Genomic DNA, 20,742 nt, shown 5'->3' on the forward strand with positions numbered 1-20,742 from the left:
ATGTGTACCATTTTGATTAAAAACGTCTATAATTATTTACAAATATAAAATTGATATTATACGTAGTTCAACAAAATTACAACGATATTAAAGGTGAATCATAATGATTTTATTAATCATTAATCCTGCCAGTTTTTAATTTTTATTAATGAAATAAAAATTATTATATCAAATAACACAAGAGTATATTTTATATTAAAAATAAATATTCTTTTATAAAGAACCATAGAATGTTATTCTTTATTGATGTTTTTATGAGAATGTATTGTGTTATATTTTTGTGCAATATAAGAAAATTTGAGTGTACAAATGTATAAATACCACATGAAACCGCGCTATTTTCATAGATAATCCACTTTTAATAGACATATATATATTTTATACAAGTACTTATACATATGTATTTAAATGTGTATTAAGCATTTTCATATCAAAAATAAATATTTTGCACTAATAAAATTTTAATATAACTTAAATAATAGTTGATTATCTGTTAATAAAATTTTTTATTATAGATAGTATTATATTAATTCATATAATGATATAATTGATTATAATGTGTGTTTATTCTATTTTTTAACTTTTTGTTATAATATTTATCCATAAAAATACAGTAATAATATGGAGAGATATTACGTGATTTGTGCGTGTCTATTTTTTATTAATGAAGATTTCGGACAATAAAAGTCATATTTAGGAGACAAAACATGCGAGTATTAAAATTTGGCGGAACTTCACTATCTAATGCAAATCAGTTTATTCATGTCGCCAATATTCTTGAAAAAAATGCTCAAAAAGAACGAATAGCAGTAGTGTTGTCAGCACCTGCAATGATTACTAATTATTTAGTATCGGTCATTGATCTCGCATTAAATGGGGCTTCTGTATGTGAATATATTCATAATATAGAAACTATTTTTAATAATTTGTTGAAAGATATAGCTCAGGTTCAATCAGGATTTAATCATGTAACCTTGCGGGGTATACTAGAAAAAGAATTTATTTATTTAAAAAATTTACTACATGGAATTGCGTTATTAAAATTTTGTCCAGATAACGTCAATGCTAATATTATTTGTTTAGGGGAAAAATTGTCTATTATCTTAATGCAAGATCTTTTAATCGCAAGAAATCTCCAAATAACTGTTATTAATCCAGTGGATAATCTTATATCCCAAGGAGGAGAATATCTTACCTCTATGGTAAATATTGAAGAATCTGCTCGGCGTATTAAAAATATACCTATTTCTCATATAGATATTATGTTAATGGCTGGATTTACTGCGGGTAATGAGCAGGGCGAATTAGTTGCTTTAGGACGCAATGGTTCTGATTATTCGGCTGCGATTTTAGCAGCTTGTTTAGGCGCTAGTCGTTGTGAAATTTGGACAGATGTAGATGGTATTTATACATGTGATCCACATCAAGTGCCTAACGCAAAATTATTACATTCACTATCTTACCAAGAGGCCATGGAGCTTTCTTATTTTGGTGCTGAAATTTTACATCCACGTACTATTGTACCGATCGCTCAGTTTCATATACCTTGTTTAATAAAAAATGTTTTCAAACCTAATGCCCCTGGAACGTTAATTGGACCAATTAATAATGATTCAACTAATATAGTTAAAGGAATTACGCATTTAAATGATATGGTAATGTTAAATATTTCTGGGCCAGGAATGAAAGGGATGATTGGTATGGCTGCTCGTGTATTTTCTGCAATGTCTAAAGCTACATGTTCAGTAGTATTAATTACCCAATCGTCCTCTGAGTATAGTATAAGTTTTTGCGTGCCTTATCAAGAATTATCAAAAGCTTGTACTTCATTAAATGAAGAGTTTAACTTAGAATTAAAAAACGGACTTTTAGAACCGATAGATGTGATACGAGATCTTGCGATTATTTCAGTTGTGGGTGATGGAATGCGTACTCAACTGGGTTTGTCTAACAAATTGTTTGGAGCATTAGCTCGTGCTAATATTAACATTGTCGCAATTGCTCAAGGATCTTCAGAACGTTCTATTTCAGTGGTGGTAAAAAATAATGTTACTGCTATTGGAATTAGGGTAGCGCATCAAATGTTATTTAGCACTGATCGATTGATAGAAGTATTTATTATTGGATCCGGAGGTGTTGGTACTGCTTTAATAGAACAAATTCGACGTCAACGACATTGGTTAAAAAATAAACATGTTGACTTACGAGTATGCGGTATTACTAATTCACGAGTTATGTGTGTCGATATTAATGGGATAGACTTAGATCGTTGGCAGTCATCTTTAAAAAGAACGTGTGAATCTTGTAATTTAAAGAAATTAATAGAAACTATAAAAGAAAACCATTTATTAAATCCAGTTATTGTGGATTGCACTAGTAGTATCGATGTAGCTAATTGTTATGTAGATTTCTTGTTAAATGGTTGTCATGTGATTACACCAAATAAAAAAGCTAATACTGGATCTATGAAACAGTATAGAATACTTAGAGATGTGATGATAAAATCTCGAAGAAAATTTCTATACGATACTAATGTCGGAGCTGGATTACCAGTTATAGAAAATCTGCAAAATTTATTAAATGCCGGAGATGAATTAATCAGTTTTTCCGGTATTCTATCTGGATCCTTATCATTTATTTTTGGGAAATTAGATGAGGGATTATCGTTATCTGCTGCGACTTTATTAGCCCAACAGAAAGGTTACACTGAACCAGATCCTAGAGATGATCTTTCTGGTATAGATGTAGCTAGGAAATTATTAATTTTAGCACGAGAAGTTGGATATGAATTAGAGTTAAACGATGTTCAAATTGATCCAGTGGTACCACTTAATTTTATAAGTAAAAATGATACGAGTGGCTTTTTTAAAAAATTATCTTTATTAGATGATATTATTTTTACTAAAGCTCAAAAAGCATATGAATTGGGACACGTATTGCGTTATGTCGGGAATATACAACAAGGACGATGTCGCGTTCAAATTGAATCCATAGATAACAATCATCCGTTATTTAAAGTAAAAAACGGAGAAAACGCTCTTGCTTTTTTTACACGATATTATCAGCCGTTACCATTAGTATTACGTGGTTACGGCGCAGGAAATGATGTTACAGCAGCAGGAGTATTTGCAGATTTATTACGCACTTTGTCATAAAAATAGTAAGGACGTGTGAATATGGTTAGAGTTTATGCCCCAGCATCTATCGGTAATATTGGGGTAGGATTTGATACATTAGGTATGGCAATCGCCCCAATAAATGAGAGTTTACTCGGAGATTGTATCAGTATTGAAAATGCTGATACATTCAGTTTAAAAAATACAGGGTGTTTTTATAGTCAGCTCCCAACACAATTAGAAGAAAATATCGTATTCCAATGTTGGAAGAAATTTTGTGAAATTTTAGGAAAAACATATTATTTCAGTATTAAGTTAGAAAAAAATGTTCCTGTTTCTTCTGGTTTGGGTTCTAGTGCTTGTTCTATAGTGGCTGCATTCGTAGCAATGAATTATCATTGTGGTCGTCCGCTTAATAAAGATCAATTGCTTATATTAATGGGAGAAATGGAAGGTAAAATTTCTGGCTCAATTCATTTTGATAACGTGTCTCCTTGTTTTTTGGGAAGCACGCGTTTGATTTTACAGAATTGTGATACTGTTGATCAGATAATTCCTAGTTTCAATAATTGGTTGTGGATTATAGCGTATCCAGGCATTAAAATATCTACCGCGGCATCTCGATCAGTACTACCAAATAAATATAATAGAGAGGATTGTGTTAATCATAGTCGATATTTATCCGGATTTATACATGCTTGTCATACTAAACAAGAATATTTAGCAATTAGATGCATGCAAGACATAATCGCGGAGCCTTATCGAGCGCAGTTGTTTCCAGTTGATTTATCTGATATACGTCATAACATTCTGAAAAAAGGTGCTATATCTTGCGGTATATCAGGATCTGGTCCAACAGTTTTTGTATTGTGTAATACTTACGATGTGGTAGAAGATATTTCTAATTGGTTATCGTATTTTTATTTACAAAATGATTCTGGTTTTGTTCGAATTTGTTCTCTAGATAGGCGTGGAGCACGTATTATGGCGGAATAATTAATGAAATTATATAATATTAAGCAACATAGTGAACAAGTTACGTTTTCTCAAGCTCTTTTGCAAGGATTAGGGAAAAATAGGGGGTTATTCTTTCCAGTAGATCTTCCAAAATTCTCTATATTTGAAATAAATTCTCTGTTGGAAATGAATTTTATAGAACGTAGTGCGCATATCTTATTTACATATATTGGATCTGAATTATCAAAAAATAGTATATTAAGTTGTGTTCGGAATGCTTTTAATTTTCCAGCGCCATTAGTATTTGTAAATAAGAATATTGCGATTTTGGAACTTTTTCATGGGCCAACATTAGCTTTTAAAGATTTTGGAAGCCGATTGATGGCGCAAATGTTAAATAAAATTAATCATCGGTTCGATAAGCCTATGGTCATTCTTACAGCTACTTCTGGAGATACAGGAGCAGCTGTAGCCAATGCTTTTTTTAAATTAAGCAATATATACGTTATAATTCTCTATCCTAAAGACAAAATCAGTGTATTACAAGAAAAATTGTTTTGTACTTTAGGAGGCAATGTGTCTACTATATCGGTGGACGGAGATTTTGATTCATGCCAACGTTTAGTTAAACAAGCTTTTGATGATAACATACTACGACGAACATTAGATTTAAATTCTGCTAATTCTATTAACATTGGTAGGTTATTAGCTCAAATTTGTTATTATTTTGAAGGAATATCGCAGTTACCCCATAAAATGCGTGATAAATTAGTTATTTCGGTTCCTAGTGGAAATTTTGGAAACTTAACCGCAGGATTGTTAGCTCAATCTTGTGGATTACCAGTAAAAAAATTTATTGCCGCTACTAATATTAATGATACTGTGCCTAGATTTTTGAAGTATGGTTATTGGGAGCCTCATCCTGCTGTTTCAACGTTTTCTAACGCAATGGACATAAGTTCTCCTAATAATTGGCCCAGGATAGAAGAATTATTTCGTCGAGAAAATAGATCAATTAAAGAATTAGAATATGGTTGTGTTAACGATGTTCTTACAAAAAAAACGGTACAAGAAATTGCAGATTTAGGATATCTTTCTGAACCTCATACTGCTGTAGCATATCGATTGTTGTCTGATCAATTGCATTCTGATGAATTTGGTATATGTCTTGGCACTGCTCATCCCGTCAAATTCAAAGAATTAGTAGAGTCTTTTTTAAGAAAAGAGATACAAATAATATTACCAGATTTATTAAAAGAACGTATGCAATTACCTGTTTTATCATATGAAATATCTAAATGTTTTTCTTCGTTACGTAGCTTAATTTTAAAAATAACATCTTAAAACATTATATACAAACTACAAATGTATATGTGTTATATTAAAATTTAGTATGTTTATGTTGGTGCACGCAATTGATATTGATATATTATCATGATAAATACATAATTAGTTATGTCGCAATTATGTGAATATATTGTTGTTACGCATCCATATGGTTCGTTTTAGTGATTTGGTAGTGATACATTCATAAAACATGAATTATATTTAATTCGTATAATGTTTTTTGAAAAGTTTTGAAAACAAACTTGTTTTAAGGTTGAAAAGTACAGTTTCGACCGCATATCAGGTTGCATAGTGTGATTAAATCGATTTTTTTAGTGGAGATGTTTAGATGGGAAAGATTATTGGAATAGACTTGGGCACGACCAATTCTTGTGTCGCAATTATTGAAGGGAATAAACCTCGTGTATTAGAAAATAGTGAAGGTGATCGTACAACTCCTTCTATTGTTGCTTATACACAAGATGGTGAGATTTTGGTCGGGCAACCAGCCAAACGGCAGTCTGTTACTAATCCTAAAAATACTTTGTTTGCTATTAAGCGACTGATTGGTCGTCGGTTTCAAGATGAAGAGGTGCAGCGTGATGTTAACATAATGCCGTATAAAATAATTTCTGCTAATAATGGAGATGCCTGGTTAGATGTTAAAGGTCAAAAAATGGCGCCTCCTCAAGTTTCCGCTGAAATTTTGAAAAAAATGAAGAAAACTGCAGAAGATTATCTCGGAGAGCAAATTTCTGAGGCAGTTATTACAGTTCCGGCTTATTTTAATGATGCGCAACGTCAAGCTACTAAAGATGCCGGGCGTATTGCTGGTTTGGAAGTGAAACGTATTATAAATGAACCGACTGCTGCAGCATTAGCTTATGGTTTAGATAAAGAAACTAGGGGTAATCGTACTATTGCAGTATACGATTTGGGTGGAGGAACTTTCGATATTTCTATTATTGAAATTGATGATGTTGATGGAGAAAAAACTTTTGAAGTACTCTCTACTAACGGAGATACTCATTTGGGAGGAGAAGATTTTGATAGTTTTTTAATAAATTATTTAGCAGATGAATTTAAAAAAGATCAGCATATTAATTTGTATAATGATCCTTTGGCAATGCAACGATTGAAAGAAGCAGCAGAAAAAGCAAAAATAGAATTATCTACTTCTCATCAAACTGATGTGAATTTACCATATATTACAGCAGATAATACTGGACCGAAGCATATGAATTTTAGAGTAACTCGTGCTAAATTAGAATCTCTAGTAGAAGATTTAGTCAATCGTACTGTGGAACCACTAAAAGTAGCGCTAAAGGATGCCAATTTATCTGTATCTAATATAAATGATGTTATTTTAGTAGGCGGACAGACTCGCATGCCTCTTGTGCAAAAAAAAGTAACTGAATTTTTTCAAAAGGAACCACGTAGAGACGTCAATCCTGATGAAGCAGTTGCTATTGGAGCGGCGGTTCAGGGAGGAGTATTGTCTGGAGATGTAAAAGATGTATTGTTATTGGATGTGACACCGTTGTCTTTAGGGATTGAAACTATGGGAGGAGTCATGACCTCATTAATTGCTAAAAATACTACTATTCCTACTAAACACAGTCAGATTTTTTCTACAGCTGAAGATAATCAATCTGCTGTTACTATTCATGTATTGCAAGGAGAAAGAAAAAGAGCAAGTGATAATAAATCATTAGGCCAATTTAATTTAGATGGAATAGCAGCGGCAATGCGTGGTATACCTCAGATTGAGGTGACTTTCGATATTGATGCTGATGGTATCTTACATGTATCTGCTAAAGACAAAAATAGCGGGCGTGAACAAAAAATTACCATTAAAGCTTCTTCTGGTTTAAATGAAGAAGAAATTAATAAAATGGTTCAAGAAGCAGAAGTTAATGCCGAATCAGATCGTAAATTCGAAGAATTGGTGCAAATTCGTAATCAGGCTGATCATTTGTTACATAGCACAAAAAAACAATTAAAAGAAGTAGGTGACAGTATATCATTAGATGATAAATCTTCTATAGAAGATGCATTGAAAGAACTAGAATTAGTCGTAAAAAATGAAGATAAAAATGAAATTGAATCTAAAATTCAGTCTTTAATTAAAGTTTCTGGAAAATTATTAGAAGCAAGTCAAAAGAATAAGGAACAATCTAAATCTCAAACCTCTAATAGTACTGCTGATCCAAATGGAGAAGTGGTAGACGCAGAATTTGAAGAAATAAAGAATAAAAAATGATATTTAAAAGAATTAAATTTGTAGAAACAGAAAAACAATATTAAAATTGTAAATTAAAATGTTGTATTAAACAAATATGTTACATACCTAATAAAGAGGTATACGGAGGGATATAAAGAAAAACCATGGCTAAATCAGACTATTATGAGATTTTGGGCGTTTCCAAAAATGCGGATGAGCGTGAAATCAAAAAGTCCTATAAACGCCTGGCAATGAAATTTCATCCAGATCGAAATCCAGGAAATACTGTAGCCGAAACAAAATTTAAAGAAATTAAAGAAGCATACGAAGTATTGAGCGATGCAGAAAAACGAGCAGCTTATGATCAGTATGGTCACGCGGCGTTTGAACAAGGGAGTATGGGGTCGACAGTAAATTCAGGCGGGGCAGATTTTAACGATATTTTTGGTGATGTATTTGGAGATATATTTGGAGGGAATAGACGGAATCGCGCAGGTAGAGGTGCAGACCTACGTTATAGCATAGAGTTAAGTTTAGAGGACGCTGTACGTGGAATTATTAAAGAGATATGTATACCAACTTTATTAACGTGTGAGAAATGTTGCGGGAGTGGCGCGAGATCTAATTCGGCAATAGTTACTTGCATGACATGTCATGGTCAAGGACAAGTTCAGATACGTCAAGGTTTTTTTTCTGTGCAGCAGTCTTGTCCCGCATGCCATGGACATGGAAAAATTATTAAAGAAATTTGTAATAGATGCCGTGGAAATGGACGAGTAGAACGGTCTAAGAATCTTTCTGTTAAAATTCCGGCGGGTGTAAATACAGGAGATCGTATACGTTTATCGGGTGAAGGTGAATCTGGGAAAAATGGTGCGCCTTCAGGAGATTTATATGTTCAAGTACAAGTTAGAAAACATCCAATTTTTGATAGAGAGGAAAAAAATCTTTATTGTGAAGTACCAATTAGTTTCTCTATGGCAGCATTAGGGGGGGAAATCGAGGTACCTACTTTAGATGGCAGAGTTAAGTTAAAAATTCCTCCTGAAACACAAACTGGAAAATTATTTCGTATGAGAGGAAAAGGTGTAAAATCAGTGCGAAGTGGCGGGCATGGAGATTTGTTATGTAGAGTGGTAGTAGAAACTCCAGTTAAATTAAATGATACACAAAAACAACTACTTCAAGATTTATCGGATAGTTTAGGGGGGCCTCATGGGAATCGCAATAGCCCCAGATCTAAAAGCTTTTTTGATGGGGTAAAAAAATTCTTCGACGATCTCACTAGTTAATTAATGAATGTGGTATAGTCGTAATTTTATAACCAATGTTAAATATTACTTATATTTTTTATTTATCTTCTGATTCTGATAAAACAACCATAGACTTAATACGTGCATATGTTCTAGATTTACATCTAGCAGCTTTATTTTTGTGAATTAAACCTTTACAGGCTTGGCGGTCTATTATTTTTTGCATAGAAATAAATTCGGTCATTGCCGTTGTTCTCTCTTTAGTTTTAATCGCCGTATATACCTTTTTAATAAAAGTACGTAACATAGATCGGAGGCTAATATTGTGTCTACGTTGGTTTTTTGATTGTATAAAAGACTTTTTAGCTGATTTAGTGTTAGCCAATTATAATACTCCTAAGTGTTAAATTTTAATTACATTGCACATTCTATATTATATTTTTGTATTCTATATTACAATTACTATTTATAGTTCGAATACGATTGCTATTATATTTTCAGTATATTTTGTTTTAAAAATCTATTTTAAGACATATTATTTATATTATTTTTTAATTAAATTAATAAAATAAGTCAATAATTTTAAAAATATACTAATGACATGATGTTTCTTAAGAATTTATTTGAATTTAGTATGGAATTTGTTAGAGGATTACATAATATAAAGTCCCGTCATAAAGGTTGTATACTTACTATTGGTAATTTTGACGGATTTCATCGCGGGCATCAAGCATTAATTTCAACATTACAAGAAGAAAGGAGAAATTTGAAATTACCCGTTGTAGTTATGATTTTTGAACCACAACCTAGAGAATATCTATCTAATATAATATCAATACGATTAACTAGATTAAGAGATAAAGTTAATTATTTATATACAGCAGGTGTAGATGTGATTTTGTGTATCACTTTTAATAAAAAATTTGCTTCTATTGAAGCATACAATTTTGTTAAAAATATATTAATATGTAAATTAGGAGTGCGGTTTGTTTATATCGGAGATGATTTTAGGTTTGGTGCTTTTAGGAAAGGAGATTTTATTTTGTTGAAAAAAATGGGTAAACATGAGGGTTTTAAAGTAATACGTACTGCCACTTATCTTGATGCAAAAAATCAAAGAATAAGTAGTACTGCGATACGCATGGCTTTAATAGAAAATAGAATTGTAGATGCTGAATTGTTACTTGGGCATTCTTATTGTATTTCTGGTCGAGTAGTGCATGGAGATGAATTAGGTCGTAAGCTTGGGTTTCCTACGGCTAATATATCATTGCAAGGTAAACGATTACCTGTGCATGGAGTATACGCGGTGGAAGTATATGGCATCTCTAATCTTCCGTTACCGGGCATAGCTAATGTGGGAATGCGCCCGACAATTACTGGAAAAAATCAACAAAAATTAGAAGTACATTTGTTAAATATATCTATAAATCTATATACTTATCATATTAAAGTAGTATTTTTAGTTAAAATACGTGATGAACAATATTTCAATTCTGTGAAAACATTACAGCATCAAATTAAGAACGATATGATAAAAGTACGTAGTTATTTTCATAACAAAAATAATATCAACAAAATTTATAAAAACGGAATAATTTATAAATGACTGACTATAAAAATACTTTGAATTTGACACATACACCATTTTCTATGCGTGCTAATTTAGTTGTGTGTGAGCCTGTTGTGTTAGAACGTTGGTATAAGGATAATTTATATGAAGCAATTCGTCATAAGAAAAACAAAAAAAAACTATTTTTATTACATGATGGTCCACCCTATGTAAACGGGAATATTCATTTAGGTCATGCAGTAAACAAAGTACTGAAAGATATCGTTCTTAAATATAAGAGTTTCATGGGGTATAATGCTCCTTATATCCCGGGTTGGGATTGTCATGGATTACCGATTGAACTACAAGTAGAACGATTAATAGGACAACCGGGAATGAATATTAATCCAAATGAATTTCGTAATATCTGTCGTAGTTATGTTTTGGAGCAAATAGAAATACAAAAAAAAGATTTCATGAGGTTAGGTGTCTTAGGAGATTGGACGAAACCTTATTTGACTATGGATTTTAAGACTGAATCAAATATTATTCGTACTTTAAGCAAAGTTATATCTAAGGGTTATTTCTATAAAGGAATTAAACCTGTACATTGGTGTTTTCAATGTGGTTCTGTGTTAGCTGAATCAGAAGTGGAATATAATAACCATTTTTCTCCTGCTATTGATGTTGCTTTTGCTGCGGTAGATAATGTTCGTATTTCTAAAATATTTAATGTTGATTTGTGTCAACAAATCATTGAATTGGTAATTTGGACTACTACTCCTTGGACATTACCTGCTAATCAAGCGATTTCTGTGCATCCGGATTACAGGTATCAATTAGTTGCGATAAACAATAATAAATATATAATTGTTGCAGCTAATTTAGTGGATATTGTGATGCAACGCATACAATGCTCTTCTTGGAAGATTTTAGGGGAGACTTCAGGTAATTTTTTAGAATCGTTAAGATTTCAACATCCATTTATGCCTTTCGATATACCTGTCGTATTGAGTTGCCATGTATCATTAGATTCTGGAACGGGAGTGGTGCATATAGCTCCAAATCATGGCGTGGATGATTATATTGTAGCTCGAAAATATAATTTCAAAATCACTACTAATATAATAAATGATAAAGGTTACTACATATCCAATATACATCCTATGTTAGATGGTGTACAAGTATTTCAATCAAATAACATAATAATAAGTTTATTAAGCCAGTCGGGTGCTTTATTACATGTGAACTACAACTATAAACATAGTTATCCATACTGTTGGCGTCATGCGATTCCTGTTATTTTTAAATCTACTTCACAGTGGTTTTTAAGCATGGATAAACATAATTTAAGAGATAAATTATTACAAATAATACATAAAGTGCACTGGATTCCAGATAAGGGTAAATCTAATATTAGGACAATGATTGTTAATAGACCTGATTGGTGTCTTTCAAGACAACGTGTTTGGGGTGTACCGATACCTCTTTTCATTCATAAAAAAACTGAGATATTACATCCGCGTACGTTTGAATTAATGGAAATAGTTGCACAACATGTAGAACAGCGTGGAATACAAGCGTGGTGGAATTTGAAATCTGAGGATATTATAGGAAATGAAGCAGATCAATATGAAAAAGTGTTGGATACACTTGATGTGTGGTTTGACTCTGGTTCTACTTATTATTCAGTGATACCAGAAAGATCAGAATATCACCAAAAGTTACCAGATTTATATTTGGAAGGGGCAGATCAATATCGGGGTTGGTTTATGTCGTCTTTAATTGTATCAACTGCAATTACAGGTAAAGCCCCTTGTAAAGAAATATTAACTCATGGATTTACCGTAGATGCTCAGGGACGCAAAATGTCTAAATCTCTTGGTAACGTCATTAGTCCTCAGGAGATAATAAAGGATTTTGGAGCAGATATTTTGCGATTATGGATAGCTTCTTCTGATTATTCTAAAGATATGACTATTTCGGATGCTATTTTAAAACATACCACTGATGTGTATCGACGTATTCGTAACACTGCCCGATTTTGTTTAGCCAATATTAGTGATTTTAATCCAGAACAAGATTGCGTTTATCTTCCAGAAAATATGATCGCATTAGATTGTTGGGCGGTAGATCGCGCTTTATCTGTACAATTAGAAGTAATATCAGATTATAATAAATATAATTTTCATAATGTAATACAACGGATTATGCAGTTTTGTTCAGTGGAAATGGGCTCATTTTATTTAGATGTTATTAAAGATCGACTATATACTACACAAAAAAATAGCGAAGCACGTCGCAGCTGCCAGACTGCATTATATCATATCATTGAATCTATGGTACGTTGGATTGCTCCAATTTTATCTTTTACCGCTGATGAAATTTGGAGGTATATCCCAGGAAATAGATCCAAATATGTGTTTACTGAAGAATGGTATGATGGATTATTTAGTATAAATTCGCAACAAACTATGAATAGTGATTATTGGAATACTTTTTTATATGTTAGAAGTGAAGTAAATAAAATAATTGAACAAGCACGTCTTAGTGGTATTATTGGTGGGTCTTTAGATGCCAGTGTTGTTTTATATGCTACTCCAGAACTGGCGAATAAGTTACGTATCTTAGATAATGAACTTTCTTTTGGATTAATGACGTCGTCAGCTATAGTTTTAGATTATTATAATGGATGTAATACAATTCAAGACAAACGAGAAGAAACACCAGGATTAAAAATTTTTTTAGAAAAAGCTAAAGGAAAAAAGTGTTTGCGTTGCTGGCATTATAGATTGGATATTGATCATTATAAAAATTATTCAAATATTTGTGCACGTTGCTTCAATAACATAGTTGGTTCAGGGGAAAAACGTAGGTTCTTTTAATGAATAAAAAATATAATTATAAAAATTTACAATGGTTGTGGTTATCTATATTATTAATGTTCTTAGATATAGGAACCAAATATTGGATAAAGACGCATTTTTTGATTGGCGAGGTATTACCAGTATTACCTGGTATTAACTGTTATTATATTTGTAACTCAGGACTAGCTTTTGGATTATTTACTAGTGCTAATTTACATTATCGTTGGATATTCATTTGGATAACAATATTGATCATTGCGGTATTTATTATAACTTTATGTCGATTGACTGAGAGTTCTAAGTGGTGCAATATATCTTATGCTATGATCATTGGAGGGGCATTAGGGAATCTATGTGATAGAATATTACATGGAACAGTAGTTGATTTCATTGATGTATACATTAAAAGTTGGCATTGGCCTGCTTTTAATGTTGCAGACACAACAATTTGTATAGGGATTGCTATTTTAATGGTAAAAAGCTATTATGATTGTGTGCAAATAGTTTAAATTATGAACATCGATATATATCGATGTTCATAACGCGGTAGATATGTGTTATCACATTTAGTGCATTTAATTACCTAAATTTCTTGAAAATCAATTGTTATATTTTATATAAGTGTCAAATCTGGTTAATTTATTTTTATTTATTTGTATATAAAGGTGTAGATATTAGAATCGTATTGGCTAATCCTCGTGGGTTCTGCGCAGGGGTAAACAGAGCAATTAATATTGTAGAGAACGCTATACAGATATATGGCGCCCCAGTTTATGTGCGACACGAGTTAGTGCATAATAGTTATGTGGTTACTCAATTATCTAAAAAAGGTGTTATTTTTATTGAACGACTAGATGAAGTACCGAATGGATCGGTACTAATTTTTTCTGCTCATGGAGTTTCAAAAAAGATACGGGAACAAGCAAAAATTAAAGATTTAATAATACTTGATGCTACTTGTCCGCTAGTAACTAAAGTACATAAGGAAGTTTCCCGAGCTAATTATAACAATATGGAGGTTATATTAATAGGTCATGCTGGTCATCCCGAAGTAGAAGGTACTATGGGACAGTATATTCCTAAAAATTATGGAGAAAAAATATATTTAGTTGAATCTTCATCAGACGCTCGGTCACTTCAGGTTAATTATCCAAATAATTTATTTTTTGTAACACAAACAACCTTATCGGTAGATAAGGCTGAAGAGATTATATCAATTTTGCATCAAAGATTTCCAAAGATTATGGGTCCTAGAAAAAATGATATTTGTTATGCAACATTTAATAGACAAAACGCTCTTAAAAATTTAGCTCTAACGGTAGAGATGATATTTATTGTAGGATCGAGAACATCATCTAATTCTGTGAGATTAATGGAGCTAGCACATCGTATAGGCAAAACTGCATATTTAATTGGGCGTGCTAACGACATTCAAAGAAATTGGTTACGCGGGATGAATAATATTGGTATTACTGCTGGGGCATCAGCTCCAGAGATTTTAGTACACCAAGTTATTGAAAAACTACGTGTATTAAGTTCAGATCATATTATTGTTGAAGAAATGATTGGACAAAAGGAAAATGTGTTTTTTGGTATACCTAAAATTTAATATATATATATATATATATCATGACGATAATGTATTCATTAATTTTTATGGTAATAGCAAAATTACGATAAAAGAAAAGTGATATAGAAAATTACATAAAAATGCTAAATGTTATTTAGTTACATTGTGTTCAGTAGAATAATAATTAATTACTAAAATTTATTAAAAAATTTCATATATTGTATATTTAATATTTTATATGAGAATCAATCAGAGTCATAAATTTTTTCTGTATGTAATAAATATCATGTAAGGTATATAAAAATTATGGGCGATGTACTTCTTCGTATTGCCGTTACGGGAATAACTGGTCGTATGGGTAAAGAAATAATTACGTGTATTGTGAAAGGAGGAGATAATCAATTTAGTCAAGAAATTGTTTTAGGAGCTGCTATAGCACGTTTAAATACTAAAATTTGTGGAATGGATGTGGGGATATTGACAAAAACTAATACTTTGGGTGTAACAATTACTGATAATCTTGAGTTAATTAAAGATGATTTTGATGTTTTGATTGATTTTACTGCTCCTGATATATCCATAGAATATTTGAAATTTTGTGCAAATAATAATAAAAATATAGTGATTGGTACTACTGGTTTTAACCAGATACAGAAAAATTTTATTATCAACACATCTCAAAAAATAGGAATTGTTTATTCTTCTAATTTTAGTATAGGTGTAGCGTTGGTATCAAAATTATTATATAAGATTACACAAATTATAGGTAGCACTTCAGATATCAGTATTATTGAAACTCATCATAATAAGAAACGTGACATACCGTCTGGGACTGCTTTAATGATGAAAAATATTATTGCACAGGCATTGCGATCTACTCGAGCTGATAAAAGTGTGAATTGTGATGTTGATTCTACGACGCATTCATCAATATCTTCTGATAATGATATATTAATCCATTCGGTACGTGCTGGAGATGTTGTTGGAGAACATACTGTTTTATTTATAGGATTAGGAGAACGTTTAGAGATAGCACATAAAGCATCGGATCGTACAATTTTTGCTCATGGAGCATTACGTGCTGCTATTTGGTTAGGGCGTAATAAAATAGGATTGTTTGATATAAGTGATATCTTGGAAATGAATACACTATTGTGATGGACCGGATAGAATCGTACAATAACATGGTTATGTATCATTTGTAATTATAATTTGATGTTTTTAAAAAATTTTAATATTGATAATAACAAATAAAACATGTGTAAATTTTATTTACACATGTTTTATTTTAAACTAATATAATAGTAATTATAATTTAATATCTGACTCATCAATTTCACCTAATAAATTAAATATAAATTATATATTTAATGATTAATTGACTGCCAAAATAGAGGTACTTTGATGAAACCGGCGTTGTTAGTATTAGAAGATGGTCATCGATTTTATGGTCATTCAATAGGAGCAGAGGGAGAAACGGTAGGGGAAGTAGTATTCAATACATCTATGACTGGATATCAAGAAATAATCACTGACCCTTCTTATGCATACCAAATAGTAATATTAACTTGTCCCCATATTGGAAATGTTGGCGTCAATGAATCTGATAATGAATCTTCTTGCATTCAGATAAGAGGGCTTATTATTCGTAATCTAGCGATTATTGTTAGCAATTTTCGTCATACATTGACTCTTTCAGATTATTTAGTACAACAAAATATTGTTGGCATCGCTGGAGTGGATACACGTAAGTTAACGCGGCTAATACGAGAAAAAGGAATACAACACGGCTGTATTGTTGCTCACGATATGCCTGATGCCAGATTGGCATTACATAAAGCTCGTAAATTTCCTGGATTGCGTGGACTTAATCTTGCTCATAAAGTAAGCACTTCTCGACAATATATTTGGAATCAAGGTACTTGGAATATTAAATCTGGAATATTTGTTGCTCCATCAAATTTACCTTATCGTGTTGTAGTATATGATTTTGGTATTAAACGCAACATTATGCGTATATTAGTAGATTACGGTTGTTTATTAACTGTGGTTCCCGCACATACTACAGCGCAAGAAATAATTGATATGCAACCAGACGGTGTTTTTTTAGCTAATGGTCCTGGAGATCCAAATGCATACGAATATGCAATTAATTCTATCCAAGCTTTTTTAAATACAACCAAGATCCCACTGTTTGGAATTTGTTTAGGTCATCAATTACTGGCTTTGGCCAGTGGAGCGAAAACGATAAAAATGAAATTTGGTCATCATGGTGCTAATCATCCGGTAAAAGATATAGAAACGAACAAAGTTATAATTACTACTCAAAATCATAATTTTGTCGTAGATAAAGAAACGTTGCCTGATACGTTGAAAATAACGCATATTTCATTGTTTGATGGCACACTTCAGGGTATTCGTCATATTAATAAACCTGCATTTAGCTTCCAAGGACATCCCGAGGCTAGTCCTGGGCCTCATGATGCTACATCATCATTATTCGGTCGTTTCATTGAATTAATTAAAAACTACCGCAATCAATAATAAATTTGAGGAGTGTAATATGCCGAAAAGATCTGATATACAGAGCATCTTGCTATTGGGATCTGGTCCAATTATTATCGGTCAAGCCTGCGAATTTGATTACTCTGGCGCACAAGCTTGTAAAGCACTACGTGAAGAAGGATATCGTATTATTTTAGTAAATTCTAATCCTGCTACAATTATGACAGATCCTGATATGGCTGATGCTACTTATATTGAAGCGCTTCAATGGCAGATAATATATAAGATTATTGAAAAAGAGCATCCAGATGCACTGTTACCGACTATGGGCGGACAAACTGCTTTGAATTGCACTTTGGATCTAGAACGCCACGGAATTTTAAGAAAATTTAATGTTATAACAATTGGAGCAACGATAGATTCTATTTATAAAGCGGAAGATCGCCAAAAATTTCGGGAATCTATGAAAAAAATTGGCTTGGAAACAGCACGATCTAGTGTAGCACGCGATATAGATGGAGCTATAACGGTGTTGAAAGAAATAGGATTACCTTGTATTATTCGTCCTTCTTTTACTTTAGGAGGAAGCGGAGGTGGTGTTGCTTATACTCAAGAAGAATTTGAAAAACTTTGTATATATGGATTAGATTCATCTTCTCATCATGAAATTTTAATCGATGAATCTTTAATCGGTTGGAAAGAATATGAAATGGAAGTAATACGTGATATTAAAGATAATTGTATAATTGTGTGTTCTATAGAAAATGTTGATCCTATGGGTATTCACACTGGTGATTCCATTACTGTGGCACCAGCTCAAACTTTAACCGATAAAGAATATCAAATTATGAGAAATGCTGCAATTATGGTATTACGTGAAATTGGAGTAGAAACTGGAGGGGCTAATGTACAATTTGCGGTGAATCCAAATAACGGGAGACTTGTTGTTGTTGAAATGAATCCGAGAGTCTCTCGCTCATCAGCGTTAGCGTCTAAAGCAACTGGATTTCCTATAGCAAAAATAGCTACTAAATTGGCGGTAGGATATACTCTAGACGAATTATCAAATGATATTACGAGTGGTTATATCCCAGCATCTTTTGAACCATCAATCGATTACGTAGTAACTAAAATTCCACGTTTTAATTTTGAAAAATTTCCAAAACAACACAATAAATTGACAACTCAAATGAAATCAGTGGGCGAAGTGATGGCAATTGGTCGAAGTCAACAAGAATCTTTACAAAAAGCAATACGTGGATTAGAAATAGGATTAACGGGATTAGACCCTAAAGTTAATTTAAATCACCCTAAAGCGTTTAATGTTATAGCATATGAATTAAAAAATGCTAGCAGTTATCGAATATGGTATATTGCTGATGCTTTTCGTTATGGTCTATCTTTAGAACAAGTTTTTAATTTAACTAATATTGACCGTTGGTTCTTAGCTCAGATTGAAGAATTAGTACAATTAGAGAATGATGTAATATCTGCAGGTATATCATATCTTGATAGACATCGGTTACATTTTCTTAAAAAGAAAGGATTTTCTGATGCAAGATTAGGGCAATTGACAGGTGTGACAGAAAATGAGATTCGTACGTTAAGATTTATGTATGACATACATCCTGTATATAAACATGTAGATGCGTGTGCGGCAGAATTTTCTACTGATACTTCTTATATGTATTCTACTTACGATGGTGAATGTGAATTTCAATTTAATGAAAAACATGAATCTATCATGATATTAGGAGGGGGACCTAATCGCATCGGTCAAGGTATTGAATTTGATTATTGTTGTGTCCATGCAGCATTGACATTGCGTGAAAGTGGATATAACGTAATGATGGTGAATTGTAATCCTGAGACTGTTTCTACTGATTATGATATATCAGATATTCTTTATTTTGAACCAATCACATTAGAGGATATTTTAGAAATTACACGTATTAATAAACCAATAGGTGTGATTGTTCAATATGGAGGTCAAACTCCATTAAAATTGGCTAAAGAACTGGAAACAGCTGGAATGTCTATTATAGGCACTAGTTCGGATGCAATTGACCATGCAGAAAACAGAGAACGATTTCGACAATCAATAAAATGTTTAGGATTACAGCAACCTGATAATGCTACCGTTGTATCCATACAGTCAGCTTTACAACAAGCTAAACATATAGGATATCCCATAATAGTTAGGCCTTCTTATGTTTTAGGAGGTAGGGCTATGGAAATAGTGTACAACAAAAAAGAATTATTATTTTATTTTAAAAACGCTATAAAAGTGTCTAATAATGCACCGGTTTTGTTAGATCGTTTTTTAGAAAATGCTATAGAAGTAGATGTAGATGCTATTTGTGATGGAAAACAGGTGTTTATCGGAGGAATTATGGAGCATATTGAACACGCAGGGGTGCATTCTGGAGATTCAGCGTGTTCTTTGCCAGCTTATACATTGAGCGAAAATATTCAAGACAGGATACGTTGTCAAGTAAAAGAACTAGCATTTAAATTTAATGTAAAAGGTTTGGTAAATATACAATTTGCAATACAAAAAGATGAGATTTACATTATTGAGATTAATCCAAGGGCATCACGTACGGTTCCTTTTGTATCTAAAGCTACTGGTATGGCGTTAGCAAAAATTGGCACTCGAGTAATGATTGGGCAGTCTTTATCTGATCAAGGTATTTTAAAAGAAGTAATTCCTCCTTATTTTTCAGTGAAAGAAGTGGTATTACCGTTCAATAAATTTATTGATGTGAATCCGAAATTAGGACCAGAAATGAGATCTACAGGAGAGGTAATGGGTATTGGGCGTACTTTTGAGGAAGCATTTGCTAAAGCAACATTAGGTAGTCAGTTTAATATAAAAAAACATGGTGATGTACTGTTATCACTATCTGAAAGAGATGTAGATAAAGCAGCAGATTTAGTTGCTAAATTTATTCAAAATGGTTTTATGTTGGATGTTACACATGAAACAGCGGAGATGTTAAAGAGTGTTGGTATTGTTTCTCAAATGATTAGACCAGTACATATAACTTATGCATACATTCACAAAAAGATTAAAAATGGTGAATATAGTTACGTTGTTGATACTACTTTAACAGATAAAATTAATAATAATAATAATAATACATTGTTGTGCCGTATCGCATTACAACATAATGTTTATTATGTTACTACAATAAATGGTAGTTTTGCTGCAGCCACGTCACTAACTATTGATACTACTGAACACGTGGTGTCGATTCAAGATATGCATGCTAAAATAATGTGTCAACTATAATAAGCAGTAATATATTAATATAATTTATAATTATTTATATACTTTTAGTTAAGTTGGTATTGGTGTATTGTGTATGT

13 protein-coding genes are annotated in these 20,742 nt (G+C 32.1%); 12 read left to right on the forward strand and 1 reads right to left on the reverse strand.

Annotated elements, in window-relative coordinates:
* The first annotated feature begins 707 nt into the window (after positions 1 to 707).
* The 5 genes from thrA to dnaJ all read left to right on the forward strand — a co-directional run bounded on the left by thrA (position 708) and on the right by dnaJ (position 8,915).
* The gene (thrA, locus tag CBquer539_RS00570; protein WP_500836527.1) at positions 708 to 3,155 is read left to right on the forward strand and encodes a bifunctional aspartate kinase/homoserine dehydrogenase I; all 2,448 of its coding nucleotides are present in this window, start codon (positions 708 to 710) and stop codon (positions 3,153 to 3,155) included.
* Positions 3,156 to 3,176: 21 nt separating this feature from the next.
* Complete coding sequence (gene thrB, locus CBquer539_RS00575) at positions 3,177 to 4,112, forward strand: homoserine kinase (RefSeq protein WP_500836528.1); 936 nt, start codon at positions 3,177 to 3,179, stop codon at positions 4,110 to 4,112.
* A gap of 3 nt (positions 4,113 to 4,115) precedes the next feature.
* Complete coding sequence (thrC, locus tag CBquer539_RS00580; RefSeq protein ID WP_500836529.1) at positions 4,116 to 5,417, forward strand: threonine synthase; 1,302 nt, start codon at positions 4,116 to 4,118, stop codon at positions 5,415 to 5,417.
* 331 nt (positions 5,418 to 5,748) lie between these two features.
* A complete protein-coding gene (gene dnaK, locus CBquer539_RS00585) occupies positions 5,749 to 7,662 on the forward strand; it encodes a molecular chaperone DnaK (protein WP_500836530.1) in 1,914 nt (637 codons plus the stop codon).
* Positions 7,663 to 7,787: 125 nt separating this feature from the next.
* On the forward strand, positions 7,788 to 8,915 hold the full coding sequence (dnaJ, locus tag CBquer539_RS00590; protein WP_500836531.1) for a molecular chaperone DnaJ: 1,128 nt from the start codon (positions 7,788 to 7,790) through the stop codon (positions 8,913 to 8,915).
* Positions 8,916 to 8,973: 58 nt separating this feature from the next.
* Here dnaJ and rpsT read toward each other — a convergent pair whose 3' ends face one another.
* Positions 8,974 to 9,261 carry a 30S ribosomal protein S20 gene (gene rpsT, locus CBquer539_RS00595; RefSeq protein ID WP_500836532.1) on the reverse strand — a complete coding sequence of 96 codons (288 nt, stop codon included), beginning with the start codon at positions 9,259 to 9,261 and terminating at the stop codon, positions 8,974 to 8,976.
* Positions 9,262 to 9,510: 249 nt separating this feature from the next.
* On the opposite strand from rpsT, the gene ribF reads away from it, so the two are divergent.
* From ribF to carB, 7 genes are all read left to right on the forward strand, one after another.
* Positions 9,511 to 10,485 carry a bifunctional riboflavin kinase/FAD synthetase gene (gene ribF / locus CBquer539_RS00600; protein ID WP_500836533.1) on the forward strand — a complete coding sequence of 325 codons (975 nt, stop codon included), beginning with the start codon at positions 9,511 to 9,513 and terminating at the stop codon, positions 10,483 to 10,485.
* Positions 10,482 to 13,313, forward strand: coding sequence for an isoleucine--tRNA ligase (gene ileS / locus CBquer539_RS00605; protein WP_500836534.1), 2,832 nt, complete (start codon positions 10,482 to 10,484; stop codon positions 13,311 to 13,313). Before ribF ends, ileS begins: the two co-directional genes overlap by 4 nt.
* Complete coding sequence (lspA, locus tag CBquer539_RS00610) at positions 13,313 to 13,804, forward strand: signal peptidase II (RefSeq protein ID WP_500836535.1); 492 nt, start codon at positions 13,313 to 13,315, stop codon at positions 13,802 to 13,804. The genes ileS and lspA overlap by 1 nt, the downstream gene beginning before the upstream one ends.
* 164 nt (positions 13,805 to 13,968) lie before the next feature.
* On the forward strand, positions 13,969 to 14,904 hold the full coding sequence (ispH, locus tag CBquer539_RS00615) for a 4-hydroxy-3-methylbut-2-enyl diphosphate reductase (RefSeq protein WP_500836731.1): 936 nt from the start codon (positions 13,969 to 13,971) through the stop codon (positions 14,902 to 14,904).
* 267 nt (positions 14,905 to 15,171) lie between these two features.
* A complete protein-coding gene (dapB, locus tag CBquer539_RS00620) occupies positions 15,172 to 16,023 on the forward strand; it encodes a 4-hydroxy-tetrahydrodipicolinate reductase (RefSeq protein WP_500836536.1) in 852 nt (283 codons plus the stop codon).
* 243 nt (positions 16,024 to 16,266) lie between these two features.
* Entirely contained in the window at positions 16,267 to 17,409 is a 1,143-nt protein-coding gene (carA, locus tag CBquer539_RS00625) for a glutamine-hydrolyzing carbamoyl-phosphate synthase small subunit (protein ID WP_500836537.1), read from the forward strand.
* Positions 17,410 to 17,428: 19 nt separating this feature from the next.
* Complete coding sequence (carB, locus tag CBquer539_RS00630; RefSeq protein WP_500836538.1) at positions 17,429 to 20,665, forward strand: carbamoyl-phosphate synthase large subunit; 3,237 nt, start codon at positions 17,429 to 17,431, stop codon at positions 20,663 to 20,665.
* Positions 20,666 to 20,742: the final 77 nt, after the last annotated feature.

This window comes from Blochmannia endosymbiont of Camponotus quercicola, assembly GCF_059935335.1.

Coding starts and splice junctions, on each gene's coding strand:
- lspA (WP_500836535.1), top strand. CDS start 13,313: ATGAATAAAAAATATAATTATAAAAATTTACAATGGTTGTGGTTATCT.
- dnaK (WP_500836530.1), top strand. CDS start 5,749: ATGGGAAAGATTATTGGAATAGACTTGGGCACGACCAATTCTTGTGTC.
- ileS (WP_500836534.1), top strand. CDS start 10,482: ATGACTGACTATAAAAATACTTTGAATTTGACACATACACCATTTTCT.
- carB (WP_500836538.1), top strand. CDS start 17,429: ATGCCGAAAAGATCTGATATACAGAGCATCTTGCTATTGGGATCTGGT.
- thrA (WP_500836527.1), top strand. CDS start 708: ATGCGAGTATTAAAATTTGGCGGAACTTCACTATCTAATGCAAATCAG.
- ribF (WP_500836533.1), top strand. CDS start 9,511: ATGGAATTTGTTAGAGGATTACATAATATAAAGTCCCGTCATAAAGGT.
- thrB (WP_500836528.1), top strand. CDS start 3,177: ATGGTTAGAGTTTATGCCCCAGCATCTATCGGTAATATTGGGGTAGGA.
- dnaJ (WP_500836531.1), top strand. CDS start 7,788: ATGGCTAAATCAGACTATTATGAGATTTTGGGCGTTTCCAAAAATGCG.
- thrC (WP_500836529.1), top strand. CDS start 4,116: ATGAAATTATATAATATTAAGCAACATAGTGAACAAGTTACGTTTTCT.
- dapB (WP_500836536.1), top strand. CDS start 15,172: ATGGGCGATGTACTTCTTCGTATTGCCGTTACGGGAATAACTGGTCGT.